This is a genomic window from Gammaproteobacteria bacterium, assembly GCA_009838035.1.
In the GTDB taxonomy this organism is placed as follows: Bacteria; Pseudomonadota; Gammaproteobacteria; order Steroidobacterales; family Foliamicaceae; genus Foliamicus.
In genome coordinates, this window is record VXSK01000004.1 from 258,585 (window position 1) to 271,744 (window position 13,160).

The 13,160-nt window shown below is 64.3% G+C and carries 11 protein-coding genes; 3 read left to right on the forward strand and 8 right to left on the reverse strand.

The window, feature by feature from the left end:
- Window positions 1-18: 18 nt before the first annotated feature.
- The 3 genes from F4Y72_05190 to F4Y72_05200 all read right to left on the reverse strand — a co-directional run bounded on the left by F4Y72_05190 (window position 19) and on the right by F4Y72_05200 (window position 2,800).
- Window positions 19-732 (reverse strand): iron-containing redox enzyme family protein, encoded by a 714-nt coding sequence (locus F4Y72_05190; protein ID MXZ27682.1) that lies wholly within the window; start codon window positions 730-732, stop codon window positions 19-21.
- A 2-nt stretch (window positions 733-734) separates the two neighbouring features.
- The gene (locus tag F4Y72_05195; GenBank protein MXZ27683.1) at window positions 735-1,682 is read right to left on the reverse strand and encodes an N-acetyltransferase; all 948 of its coding nucleotides are present in this window, start codon (window positions 1,680-1,682) and stop codon (window positions 735-737) included.
- A 77-nt stretch (window positions 1,683-1,759) separates the two neighbouring features.
- On the reverse strand, window positions 1,760-2,800 hold the full coding sequence (locus tag F4Y72_05200) for a DUF3419 family protein (GenBank protein MXZ27684.1): 1,041 nt from the start codon (window positions 2,798-2,800) through the stop codon (window positions 1,760-1,762).
- Between the two features lie 74 nt (window positions 2,801-2,874).
- Here F4Y72_05200 and F4Y72_05205 point away from each other — a divergent pair, with 74 nt between their 5' ends.
- The 3 genes from F4Y72_05205 (at window position 2,875) to F4Y72_05215 (ending at window position 6,639) form a co-directional block, all read left to right on the forward strand.
- Window positions 2,875-4,074, forward strand: a complete 1,200-nt coding sequence (locus tag F4Y72_05205) for a class I SAM-dependent methyltransferase (GenBank protein MXZ27685.1) — start codon at window positions 2,875-2,877, stop codon at window positions 4,072-4,074.
- 10 nt (window positions 4,075-4,084) lie between these two features.
- Window positions 4,085-4,381, forward strand: a complete 297-nt coding sequence (locus tag F4Y72_05210; GenBank protein MXZ27686.1) for a hypothetical protein — start codon at window positions 4,085-4,087, stop codon at window positions 4,379-4,381.
- 68 nt (window positions 4,382-4,449) lie between these two features.
- Window positions 4,450-6,639 (forward strand): TonB-dependent receptor, encoded by a 2,190-nt coding sequence (locus F4Y72_05215; protein ID MXZ27687.1) that lies wholly within the window; start codon window positions 4,450-4,452, stop codon window positions 6,637-6,639.
- Window positions 6,640-6,732: 93 nt separating this feature from the next.
- Here the strand turns inward: F4Y72_05215 and F4Y72_05220 are convergent, their stop codons facing one another.
- From F4Y72_05220 to F4Y72_05240, 5 genes are read right to left on the reverse strand one after another with little or no spacing between them, the layout of a single operon-like run.
- A complete protein-coding gene (locus F4Y72_05220) occupies window positions 6,733-8,226 on the reverse strand; it encodes an FAD-dependent oxidoreductase (protein ID MXZ27688.1) in 1,494 nt (497 codons plus the stop codon).
- A 53-nt stretch (window positions 8,227-8,279) separates the two neighbouring features.
- Entirely contained in the window at window positions 8,280-9,860 is a 1,581-nt protein-coding gene (locus tag F4Y72_05225; GenBank protein ID MXZ27689.1) for an ABC transporter ATP-binding protein, read from the reverse strand.
- Window positions 9,857-10,702 carry an ABC transporter permease gene (locus F4Y72_05230; GenBank protein ID MXZ27690.1) on the reverse strand — a complete coding sequence of 282 codons (846 nt, stop codon included), beginning with the start codon at window positions 10,700-10,702 and terminating at the stop codon, window positions 9,857-9,859. The genes F4Y72_05225 and F4Y72_05230 overlap by 4 nt, the downstream gene beginning before the upstream one ends.
- The gene (locus F4Y72_05235; protein ID MXZ27691.1) at window positions 10,699-11,625 is read right to left on the reverse strand and encodes an ABC transporter permease; all 927 of its coding nucleotides are present in this window, start codon (window positions 11,623-11,625) and stop codon (window positions 10,699-10,701) included. Before F4Y72_05235 ends, F4Y72_05230 begins: the two co-directional genes overlap by 4 nt.
- Window positions 11,622-13,160 (reverse strand): ABC transporter substrate-binding protein, encoded by a 1,539-nt coding sequence (locus F4Y72_05240; protein ID MXZ27692.1) that lies wholly within the window; start codon window positions 13,158-13,160, stop codon window positions 11,622-11,624. Before F4Y72_05240 ends, F4Y72_05235 begins: the two co-directional genes overlap by 4 nt.

A 13,160-nucleotide genomic window follows, 5' to 3' on the forward strand; every position in this document is an offset into this window, starting at 1 on the left:
CTCCCTTGACTCTCCCGTCTACGGGGCGGCTAGTCTATACCCCTTGTCCGGCAGGGCCAGCAAATCCCGGTACAGGCGGTCGAATATGTAGGCTCCCAGCTCCAGACCCTGCCGGATGAAATAGCGACGATTCTCGTCGTGCCACCGGGGTTCCACGAGCGCAAAGAACTCGGTCGCATGCCGTTCATCGATTTCCGCATGCAGCTTGTAGTGGATCAAGTCTGACGCGGCAACCCAACCATTATCGACAACGGCTTTGCCGATCAGCGCGGAGATGCCCGCAAACGCATACTCGATGATTCCCATGCAGGCTACACCCACTTCAACTTCATCGAGAAGGCACGACGTTGTAAGGACGCTGTTGAACGCTCGCACTTGAGGCGCGACAAACAGGTTGTCCAACTGGTCCGGGTCGCCATCAATGGTGTCGAGAAACTTCTTGAATGTCGTGTGATGGAAGGCCCCCTCGTCGAATTCGCCGTGCTCCTCAACCAGGTTGTGAAGAATGTCCAGCCGAAGGCGTGGATCGGGAAACCGCGCCAGCAGCGCCGCCATCGGGCGCGGAAAGAAGGTGACCGCGAAGAAGAACTGCTCTTGCGTCTGTCGAAACGCTTCCAGGGACATCGAGCCGTCGCGCAACGATTGGAAGTACGGATTGGCCAGGATGTCGATACGTTCCAAAACCTCGTCGGCACAGGCCAGAATGTTCGGTGCTTCGTTGCTTTCTTCCATCGTCAAATCTCCGATGTATTGACGCTCCAGTCCATTCCCGCGTCCAGTCCGTAGCCGTAAATGGTAGCGGGCGCCAGGGTGACTCCCGCTACGCCCAGGTCGGCAACCAGAGAGTTTGCCTCCTGCGGGCTCACGGCCACGAACATCTCATCAAAACCCCTGTCTGCCGAGCTGCGCAGCGCCTCCCGGAGCAAGGCCAGGGCGCTGGCGTGGTTCGACCATGCACAAAAGGACAGGTGCGACCGGATCATTTCCTTACCGTTCATGCCGATAAGGCGCTTGGCCTGCCGGGTATCTTCCAGTAGTCCTGCGGCATGCGACTGGGGATGCACAAGCCAGTGTGGTTTCATGAAGGATCGAATGCCCGGATTGCTTTCGAGGCACCTCGCGGAATGCTGGCTCAAATTCTGGTAGCACTTGCGTGCAGGCAACTCGTCGCTGCGCCAGGAATTCGCATGCGGCTTGCCTCCAATGCACGTGGGAATGCTGAGGATCACGAGTTTTCCCAGTTCCACGAATGGCTCTATGCCCAGCCGACCGGTGTAGCGGACGGGCGTGACTTGAGTTCCGTCCATGACAATGGAATAGGCCGCCACGGCGTGTTGGCGCGCCCATCGCCGTAAACGGAGAATCAGTCGCAACACGGTTCTTCCGCCAGGCTTGCCTGGGGCGACTTTGAGGTCGCCGACATAAACCACTGTCCTTTGATCGCCGAAAGGAAGGTTAAGTGTTCTCAGGGCGGCGCTCAGGACGCCCAGGACTTTGCCATTCCTTTCCGCGACGAAACAGGCATTGTCCCCCATTGCCCGGTAGAACCTCGGGTAGTCCTGGCCATGGTCGATCCGGAATGACTTGCCGGGACCCAGCGGGTAGGTGAACTGCGTTTCGAACTCGGCGAGTGCCGCGGCCAATCGGGGCGCCGGATTGCTGTTGATGGTGTGCAGGTTCATCGCTTGCGGCCCAGATGCAACGCCCGGTAAAAAAAGCTCCGGTCGCGCCGCCACAAGTCCTGCGATGCTGAGTCCAGCTATTGGAACATTCGTCCCGCCCCGCGGATGTCGAGCGTCGAGTTCAATTGCCGGATCAGCAACCGTCCGGATCGTCGCAGCGCGCCGGCGGCCAGATCCAGCGTCTTCTCCGCGTCCCCAGGCGACAGCCAGTCAAGAATGTTCGACAGGTGAATGAAATCGTATGCGCCCGTCTCGCGTTCCAGCACCTGCTCCATGCGACAGCAGGACTCCGTGACGATCGGAGGATGCACCGCGGCCTGACGCGTCAGCCATGGCGCGAACCGGTTCTTCGGAAACGATCCTGTCAGCATCTGCCAAAGGTAAGGGTTGGTGCTGGCCTGCCCGTTTTTCATGATCCACCGTATCCGGTCAGCAAAGTGCAGATGAAACGGTTTTTCCGGATTGTTGGTTGCGTCCTCGCCAAACAGGCGAACGAGGTTGGGCAGGGACATGACTTGACCCAGCGCTTCATCGAGCTTTCGCCCCAGGGGAGAGTCGGGTGAAAATGCGCTCGCATTCGCGGTGGAGGAACGCAAGGCGGCGAGAAGCTCGCGCTCGCTCCCGCGCAACGAGAATTGAAGGGCACGGAACACCCGTTCATAACGGCCCACATAGTCGGGGCCTGTCGCCACGACGGTGCGAAACGGACCGAGTGCGTTCCGGGGAAGCATCAGTTCGGAAAGTGCCTGCCCGAGACGGGCGTGCCTTTCCTCTTCACGCATCGGCTGATGTCCAAGCAGGGCCAGCCTTTGCGCAGGAGGTAAATTCTTCAGCAGTTGGAGCTTGAGCCGGGACAAGGCCAGCTGGGCGGGATTGGGATCGACCAGGTGCAGTCGCCTCACTTGCGGTATGGACGCCAGCAAAGCGGCGGTGCAGCCGCCCGACGCGATCATCAGTACGTCGACCTGTTCTCCCAGGCCGAGTACTACCGATTCGTCGAGAAGAGCATCCTCCCGGACCTGCGAGAACGCCAAGGGCATTTTCGCGGCTTCCTCGACCCAGTTTCGCTTGCCGTCCATCATCGCCGCTTTCTGAATTGTAGTGACGGCGCGGCGCACATGGCAGCCCCAATCGTTTTGAAGTTGCAGTATCCTATGGAAGTTACTTCCATGGCTTGCTTGGGAGCCGCTTCATGACCGACTACGTACGCCACGACCTGCGGATCGAGCCTACCCGGGACGAGCTGTCGCGCCAGCGTTTCGTTTCCGAGATACGTCGCCACATCCTGGCCGATCTGGCGAACGGGATGCGCGCGACATACCACAGGAAGGTGGAACCGGCCCTCGTTCGCGAAAACGGTCGGGAGCCCGCGGACGGCGTGGAGGTCCACAGGGCGATGCGGGGCGAGAGTTCCTACCGCTTCTATTCGGCCATGCGGGTGAACTGCCAGAAACTCGTCTGGCGCTCGGTCATCCCCACGATTGAACGCAACCTGGAAGACCTGAACCGCAGGGTCGCCGGCGTGGACGCCAATGGAGGCGGACAAGGCGGTTCGGTTACGCTCGATCCGGACGTGGAAACGCCGCCGTATGTGGCCAACCACGACGTGCATCTGATGCCGGGCTGCTATCACACGGAGTACGGCGACGACGACGTGTCCGCGGGCGCGCTCTACGATAACGGCGGCGCCGTGTTCAGCATGGGGCTGTTCGGCAGCGAGCGCGACGACATCGGCGCCAGCATAGCGCGCTTCATTTCACTGAAATTCCCGGAATTGCGCCCGCGCCGCATCCTGGACATGGGATGCTCCATCGGCTCGAACACCTTGCCCTGGGCGCGCACCTTTCCCGAAGCGGAGGTCCATGCCGTGGACGTCGCAGCGCCGATGCTGCGATATGCCCACGCCCGCGCCGAAATGCTGGGCGTGCCGGTGCATTACCGGCAGATGGACGCCTCGCAATGCGATTTCGACGGCGAGCCGGGTTTCGACATCGTCTGGTCGTCGATGTTCCTGCACGAATTGCCGCCGAAGAAAGTCCGCGCCGTGTTTCGCGAGGCGCACCGGCTGCTTCGCCCCGGCGGGCTGATGCTGCACATGGAGCTGCCCCCGAACTGCCGCACCGAGCCCTACGAAAGCTTCTACTTCGACTGGGACAGCTACTACAACCAGGAGCCGTACTACAAGGCATTCCGCGACATGCGCCCGGTCGACTGCTGCCTGGCGGGCGGCTTCGACGAATCGAAATTCGTGGAATTCATCGTGCCCAGTCTTGCCCGCAACGGCGAAGAGGAACTTCAGGCTTACGTATCGCGGGAAGATGTAACCGTGGACAAGAACACCGGGCGCCTGGTGCCAACGATCCGCTGGTATTGCTTCGGCGCCTGGAAGTAGGGCCGGGGCCTTGCCCAAGGATCCCCCCGAGACACGGCTGCAAGACCTGACCCGCGGCAAGCAGCCGCGGTTCTTCGACGTCCAGGGCGTGGATGAACTGGTGTCCATCACGATGGGCCTTGCGCAGGAACTCTGGGCGGTCAAGGAGCGCCTGGCGGCCGTCGAAGCGCTCGGCAGGGACGGCATCAGCGCCGAGGCAGTGGAGGCCTACGAGTTCAGCGACGAAGAGCGCGCCGCGCTCGACCGGGAGCGCAAGGAATTCATCGACCGGATCTACTTCGTTCTGCGGGAGGGCGACGACGGATAGCGCTGCCCGGTAGCGCGCGCGGGCCGCTTTGCGTATTATTTCCGCGTTTTTCCGACGGAGGGTTATCGATGAAATATCGGATCGGTTTGCTTGCGGCCGGCGTCTTGCTGACGGCCTCAACCGCATGGGCTCAGCAGGATGCTGGCGAGATCGAGGAAGTGGTCGTTACGGCGCGGAAACAGGAAGAGCGGATCCAGGACGTGCCGCTGACCATTACGGCCTTCACCGCCGCCGAACTGACGGAGCGGGGCCTGGCGGACGTCATGGACATCAGTCAGTTCACGCCCGGTTTCTCGTTCGAGAAGCTCAACCGATACGGCGTGCAAGGCGGCGGCAGCCGGCCCGTAATCCGGGGGCAGTCGCAGATTCTTGGCGGCGCCAATGCGTCGATCTTCGTGGACGGCGTGCTGTACAACGATTCAGTGCTGTCGTTCCCGTTCGATATCGTCGAGCGGGTGGAAGTGATCAAGGGCCCGCAGGCGGCGCTGTTCGGCCGAGCGACCTTCGCCGGCGCGATCAACCTGATCACCAAGAAGGGCAGCAACGAGCCCGAGAACAAGCTGTCGTTGCGCGTGGCGGAACACGAAGAAGGCGAGATCAACTTCCTGTCGCGCGGGCCCCTTTCGGAAGGCACCGCCTTCTACATGGCCCACGTTCGCTACTACACCTACGGCGGTTTCTATCGCAACACGCTGGACAACCAGCTGGTGGGCGACGAGGAATCGATCAACCTGAATCTCTCCCTGGAGTTCAGGCCGTCGGACAGCTTCATGGCCCGCTTCAACCTCGGCTACGGCAAGGACGACGATGGGGCGGCCCCGGTGACTCTTCAGGACCGCACCTACAACAACTGTTTCCTGGAAATTGCCCGACAGTATTACTGCGGGGAAGTGGCCGAACTGGACAGCACCGAACAGAACCTGGAGCTGTTCGGTGACGACATCGGCCTGGACAAGAAAGCCTGGCGAGCTTCGGCGCAGCTCGAATGGGACCTCGGCGACCTTACCGTGCGGTCCAATACGGGGTACTTCGGCGCCGATGTGCTCTATGGGTACGACGTGGACATCACTTCGAATTCCACGGCGCTGGGCGGGACCTTCAATCGGATCGCGGTGAGCGACCGGAGTGAATGGTCTACCGAGTTGCTGGTCAATACCGACCTGGAAGCCGCCACCCGGCTGCTGGGCGGTGTTTACCTGTATCAGAGCCGCCGCGATTTTCGCGAGGACCGGCTTAACGGCCGCACCGTGGATCAGGGCGAGGCGCGTACGGACAACTGGGCGATTTTCGGATCGGTGGCCCGCGACTTTTCCGATACCGTCACCGGAACGCTGGAGTTGCGCTACGCCTCGGACAAGATCGGTAACGACAATCCGGGCGCGCGAGCCACGCTTCCGCTGATCGAGAACACCTTCAAGAGCTGGTCGCCGCGCGCCACGCTGGACTGGAAATATGCCGACGACCGCATGATTTACGGGACGGTCGCCGTCGGAAACAAGCCCGGCTTCATCAACGCCAACCCCTTGCTGGACCCGTCGCTGCGGTTCGCCGAGGAGGAAGACTCCTGGAACGTCGAGGTGGGCACCAAGAACACGCTGAACGACGGCCGCACGACATTGAACGTGGCGGTGTACTTCATCGACTGGACCAAGCAGCAGCTCACGACGACCGGCCTGCTCAGCGACGGGCGCCCGGTGTCGTACGTGACCAATGCCGGAGAAACCGAGGCCAAGGGGCTGGAGCTGGAAGTGGCGCATATCTTCAACGATCAGTTCACGGGCGGCTTCGGCTATGCGCTGAACGACGCCACCTTCGTGGAGTTCGATGAGTTTCGGGAACAGGCCGTGTTCACGGGCGGCGATCCGTCGGTGGCCGGCAACCAGACGCCCAACGCTTCCAAGCACATGGCCAATGTTTTCGCCCGCTATGAATGGCCGGTCGGCGCCAACACGGCCTACGTCCGGATGGACTATTCCTTTGCCAGCCGCAAGTACGCGCAGATCTTCAATCATGCGCACAGCGGCGACCAGAACCTGGTCAACATCAAGCTGGGTCTGGATGTGGAGCAATGGGAGCTGGGGCTGTTCGTGCGTAATCTCACCGACGACCGCACGCCCACGACGGTCATCCGCTTCGTGGACTTCAAGAACATACTGCCGCGCGGCGACAGCGCCCGTACTTCGGTTTTCGTGCGCGCGTTCCAGTACCCGATGGCCGACCCGCGGCAGATTGGACTCACCGCAACCTACGTTTTCTAAGAATTTGGGGTTGCCGCCGGCGGTAGCCTCGTCTTCGTCACCCGGAACACGGGTGACGAAGACGAGGCGGGCCTGAGCGCCCTTGTTGCGGGATCAGATGGGTAGGGTCATGCCGAGCCAGCGGCCGATGGAGAGCGCCGGGGTGAGCATCATGCCCGGCGCGAACGTGGATCCCAGCGTGGTGCCGGAGCCGAGGACTTCGCCGGCGGCATAAAGGCCGGGCACCGGCTCCTGGTTTCCGCGCACCACCTGGTGGGCCTTGTTCACGACCACGCCGGCCGACGAAGTGGCCGAACTTCCCAGGTGCGTGATGGCGTAGAAGGGCGGCTCGGCGATCGGCAGGGGCATGTGCTCGCGCCCCAGCGGGTCCTCGCCGCTCGCGACCGCCTTGTTGTAGTCGCGGACGGTTTGCTCCAGGCCCGCAGCGTCCACGTCGGCTGCCGCCGCCAGTTCATCCAGGCTGTTGGCGCGGGCGAACATGGGATGGTTGTCGCAATGCGCGAGAAACTCTTCCCGGCTGAATCGCGGCAGTCCGGGCGGCGCGCTGCTGAAGATGTTCTCGTCGAAGACGATGACGTAGCGGAGGCGCGGCAGTGCAAGCACGGCGCGCGCCCGCGGGCGCACCAAGGGTTCGTCCTCGCGAATGAAACGCTGGCCTGAATCATTGACCCAGATTTCCCACGGCAGCCGTTCCTGGGGAACCGTCGTGAAGCGCGCATAGACCTTGGCGGGGAACGCCGCGGCGGTAAGGATGGAGCCGGTTCCGGCCCGATGAAGGTGCTGGCCCCGCAGCCAGCCGCCCACCGAGACGGCCAGGTCCAGCCCGTCTCCCAGGGAATGCGGCCAGGATCCGGCCGCGTAGGCGGGGTGGCCGGTCAGCAGTTCGAACATGTCCGGGTTCATGGCGTAGCCGCCGCTGGTGAGCAGAATGTGGCGTCCACGGAAGGTCCATTCCTGTTCGCCGCTCTCGGCCCGAACGCCCTCCACCGCGCCGGAATCGGACGTCAGCAGCCCGGTTACCCGGGTATTCGTGCGAATGGCGATATTGCCTCGCGGCATTTCGCGGTCGAGCTCCTCCAGCACGACCTTGAGGATCGCCTTGCCGGCTTCCTCGGCCCAGAAGTAACGCGGAACGCTGTAACCTGCACGGCCCGGCGCCGCGCCGGTTACGGGATGGCCGGGAAGCGGAACGAGGCCTTGGTCGAGCAGCCAGTTCAGCGTATCCGGCGCCAGGTCCACGGTGCGTCGAATGATGTCGGGGTCTGCCTCGCCGAAGGTGATCTCCATGATGTCCTCGTAGTGGCGGTCGGGCGAATCGACGATGCCCTGGTCTTCCTGCAGCCGGGTGCCGGCCGCGCTGACCTGCCCGGAGGCCATGGTCAGCGTGCCGCCCAGCGCATCGGCCGCCTCCAGCATCAGCACCTTCGCGCCGCGTCTCGAAGCATGTATGGCGGCCGGCAGCCCGGCAGTGCCGGCGCCCACGATGAGGTAGTCCCAGTGCGCTTCCATGAGTGCGCTCGCCCGCAAGGCCGGGCTCAAGATGGTCAAGGCGGCGCCTGCGCCCTTCAGCAGTTCTCGGCGTTTCACAGCCGCGCAGTTTACATGCCGGCTGGAGCTATTGCGAAGGCCCGGCCTCTGCCCTAAACGGCATCCGGGCGCCAGCGCGCCTGCGCGGCGAGCAGTTCGCGGGTGTATTCGTGCCGGGGCGCGTTCATGACCCTGGACACGGGCCCCTGTTCGACAATTCGTCCCCGGCGCAGCACGATCACGCGGTCGGCCACTTCCGCCGCCAGGGACAGATCGTGTGTGATCAGAAGCAGCGCCAGCCTGTGCTCTTCACGAATGTCCCGAAGCAGCGCCAGGATGCGGGCCTGGGTGCGAATATCCAGCGCGGACAGCGCCTCATCGGCGAGCAGCAGGCGCGGATTCATAGCCAGCGCGCGCGCCAGCGCGATCCGTTGGCGCTGGCCCCCGGAAAAAGCCGCCGGGCGCCGGTCCATCCGCTTCGGATCGAGACCGACGCGGCCCAGGAGGGCGGCCACGCGGTCCTTTTGCTCCGCACGGCCGCACAGGCGGTGTGTGCGGATCGGTTCGGCGACGATGCGTTCCACCGGCCATCGGGGATTGAGGCTGGAATAAGGGTCCTGGAAAACCATTTGCAGATGTCGCGCCCGGACTGATGGACCCGGAAACTCCTCACTGAGCGCCGGGAACCGAAGTTGCCCCGGCGTCACCCTGATTACCCCGGCGAGTGCGCGTGCGATCGTGGTTTTGCCCGATCCGGACTCGCCCACCAGGCACACGGTTTCGTTGGCGTGAATCGAGAAGTCCACTTGTTCCACCGCCGCCTGATCGGCGCCCCGGTATCGGACCGTAAGGCCGTGCAGTGCGGCCAATGCCTCTCGCGGCTCCCGGCGGCCGCTGCGGACGGGAGCGGACGCGCGCCTTCCGGGCAGCGCGTTCAGAAGCGAGCGGGTGTACTCGTGGCGGGGTTTCGAGAACAGTTCGCGGGCCGGCCCGTGTTCGACTACCCGCCCGCCGTGCATGACGTACAGGCGGTCGCAGAAACGGGCGGCCAGCGCCAGGTCATGGGTGATCATCAGCAGGGTGTGGCGCTTTGCGCGGCGCTTGAGCAGTTCAAGCACCCGTGACTGCACCGAGGCGTCCAGCGCCGTGGTGGGCTCATCGGCGATGAGCAGCGGCGGCCGGTTGATGAGCGCCAGGGCGATCATGATGCGCTGGCGCTGCCCGCCCGAGAACTGGTGCGGGTAGGCGCGCATGGCCGATTCCGGTTTGGGCAGTTCGACAGAACGCAAGGCTTCCATGGCTCTCGCTTTGGCCTGTTTCCGGGTCAGCCCGGAATGCCGCATGGCGCTTTCGGCCAGCGCGGAACCGATCCGGCGGACCGGGTTGAGCGACTTCAGGGGGTCCTGAAACACGAACCCGGCGAGCCGTCCGCGCAACGGCCGCAGGGCCTGTTCGTCGAGTTTCGTCAGTTCCCGGTCCCCGATGAACACCTTGCCGCCGGCGATACGTCCCGGCGCGGGTATCAGGCCAAGAATGGCCAGCGCCGCCAGCGTCTTGCCGGCGCCGGATTCGCCCACAAGGCCCACGATTTCTCCCTCGGCCGCATCCATCGACACCTTGTGCAGGATTCTTCCGCTCTGCGGGAAATCCACGCAGAGTTCGCGCATCCGCAGCAGGGACGCCGAACCGCTCATTGTCGGGCGCGATCCAGCGCGCTCAGCCCGTCGCCCAGGAGGTGGATGGACACGACCAGCAGGGCGATTGCGGTGGCCGGCACGACCATGAGCCAGGGGGCGACGATAAGAAAGTCGCGCGACTCCTGCAGCAGCGCTCCCCAGGTGGGAACGCCCAGCGGCGCTCCGAGCCCCAGGAAAGAGAGTGCGCTTTCCGCGACCAGCATGTCGGCGAAATGAAAGGTGAAGACCACCGCCAGCACCGGACGCAGTCCTGGAAGCAGGTGTCCCAGGAGTATGCGCGGCGTGCTCACCGCCATGACACGGGCTGCCGTTACGTAGTCCTGAGCCAGCAGGCGCAGACTCTCGGCGTAGACCACGCGGGCGAAGACCGGCCAACTCAACAGCCCCAGCGTGATGCTGAGCGGCCAGAATCCCCGGCCGGCCACGGTCACGATGATGATCGCCGCGACCAGCCCCGGAAAGGACAGCGTGGCGTCGACCAGTTGATTGATGATGGTACGTGGGTAGCGCGGGAACTGTGCGGCGCACATGCCCAGCGTGCCGCCCAGCACCAGCGCCAGCGTGCAGGAAACGGTGGCTACGCCCACCGACCAGGGAAGGCCCGACAGGACCCGCGACCACAGGTCCCGGCCGAGATTGTCGGTCCCCAGCAAATGGCCCGCCGTGCCTGCCGGGGCGAAGCGCTGGGCCAGGTCGCCCAACTGCGGGTCGTGCGTTTGCAGCAGTCCGCTCAGCGCGAGGAGCAGCAGCCATCCCAGCAGCACTGCCGCGCCCAGGGCCAGTTGCGGTGACGCCTTGAGCGGCGCAAACACCCGGTTCAACGTGGGCGCTCCGGTCATTGCGTTGCCGGCCTCAGCCTTGGATCAATCAGTCGCAGCAGGGCATCCGCCAGATTGTTGACCGCAAAGACCAGTAGCGCGACGACAAAGCAGATCGCCTGAAGCACCGGAAAGTCCAGGTTCTGGGCCGAGTGCAGCAGCAGCAGACCGATGCCCGGCCACAGGAACATAGTTTCGATCAGCACGACGCCGGACACCAGGAAGGCGAACTGGGTTCCGATCAGCGCGACGGCCGCCGGCAGGGCGGCCGGGAGCGCCTCTCTCCAGAGGATGAACCGCATCGAGGCGCCGTTGGCCCGGGCGGTGCGTATGTAGTCCTCCTGCATGGCCTCGGCAACGCCGGCGCTGACCACACGGCACAGTTTCGGCGCGAGGAAGAAGCCCAGCGAAATACTCGGCAGAATCCACGCGGCCGGCTGGGCGTAACCGAGCGAGGGCAGCCAGCCCAGCCGCACCACGAAAAGCTGGATCAGCACCAGCGCCATGACGAAGCCGGGGATGCCCTGGGCCACCGCAGTCAGCGCCGCGCCGAACCGGCGGGAAGCGGCCTCCGGGCGCTGGCCGATCCAGACGCCGGCAGGGATTGCCGTGATCAGAGTCAACGCCATGCTCAGCACCGCCATCAGCAAGGTGCCCGGCAGTTGTTCCAGCGCCATGGAAAGTGCCGGTTGGCCGGTGTAGATCGAGACGCCGAAGTCGAGCTGCGCCATGCGCCCCAGTTGCACCAGGTAGCGTTGCCAGACGGGAAGGTCGAGGCCGTATTCGGCGCGGATCCGTTCGAGCAGCTCCGGCGTCGGGTCCTCGCCCGCCAGCATCAGGGCCGGATCGCCGGCTAGGCCAAGCGCGACGAACAGCAGCGCGTTCACGCCCAGCAACAGGATCACGAGTCGCGCCAGGCGCTGCGCCAGCCCGGACAGAATCATTCGGTCCGCTCTACCCGGTAGAGCTCCGGGGCCCGCGTGCGCACGCGGAAGCCGCTCAAGCCCGGCGCTACCACCCACATGTGACCGTATTCCAGCAGCAGCAGACTGGGCGCGCGCCGCCGGTACTCGACAGCCAGTTCCTGCAGCAGGGCCTCCCTTCGCCGAGTGTCCATTTCACGGCCGGCCGCGACGAGTCCCGCCCGGAGCGTTTCGTCGCAGAAGAACGGGCGGGCCTTGAGGCAGGAGTATTGCTCCATGGGACGCAAGGCGTCGTTATGCGGCGCGGTGTTCCAGGCGAGGGTGAAGAGCTCGGTGCGCCAGGCGCCCTGGAAATACTGGCGTATCCAGTCCGAGAACAGCACCCTCCGAAACGCCATGTCAATGCCCACCGCCGCCAGGTCCTGCTGCAGCTTGGCGAAGATTTCCAGGTCGTTGGGATAGGTGCCGGTCACGACCTGCACCTCCGTCGAGAAACCCTGTGGGTAGCCTGCCTCGGCGAGCAGTGCCCGGGCCTTTATCGGATCGTGGGGATAGGGCTTGATCCGCGGATTGTGGCCGAACACGTTGGGCGCCGATCCCTGGCTGGCCGGCGGCGCGAAGCCCTGAAGGATGTCTTCCGAGATGGCTTTCCGGTCAATGGCGTAGTTGAACGCCTGGCGCACGCGTACGTCTGCGATCGGCGCGTCGGGATGTCCGGTCACGTCAAAGGCGAAGGCCAGGATCTGCCGCAGGATATCGGCGTGAACGGTAAAGCCGCGATCGCGAAAAAAGTCCAGTTGCTCGGGGCGCAGGGACATGATTATGTCCAGCTGGCCGGACAGGGCCGCCTGCAAACGGGAAGCGTGGTCGCGCAGCGGATACATCTCCACCCGGGAGATTCCGGGCGGCCGCCAGGCGTACGGGTTGGCTGTCAGCACCACCGCGCCGTTGCGGTTCTGCCAGTCCGTAAGCAGGTACGAACCCGTACCCACCGGGGTTCGCGAAAAGCCGTGTCGACCCAGCTCGCGCCAGGCCTGTGGCTCGACCATCATCGCGGAGGTCAGCCGGTTGGGCAGGACCGGGTCCGGTTCCCAGGTGGTGAAGATCAGCGTGCGCGCGTCGGGCGCCTCGACCTCGCTGACCCGGCGCATTTCCCAGCCCACGACCGTCGCCTGGCCCTCGTCGCTGATCAGCCAGTCGAAAACCTCCTTGGCCGAAAAGGCATTGAACGGCCGGCCGTTGGCATAGCGCACGCCTTCGCGCAGCACGAAGCGCCAGGTGTTGGGATCCAGATTCTCGAAACTCTCGGCCAGCAGCGGAACGATGCGTCCTTCGTCGTCGCTTTCGGTGAGCGGGTCGAAGATCTGGCGCCAGACCCAGTCCCCGGGGACGCCCAGGGTCCGAAACGGATCGCCGTAGCTGGCCGGCATGAGCGTGATTGCCACGCGCAGCGGCGTTTCGTCCGCGTAAGCACGCGGCGCGCCGCCGGCTCCCGCAAGTGCAAGAATCACGCACGAACAGAGCGCGATTCGGGCCAGTGTCCTGTCTCGTCGCAT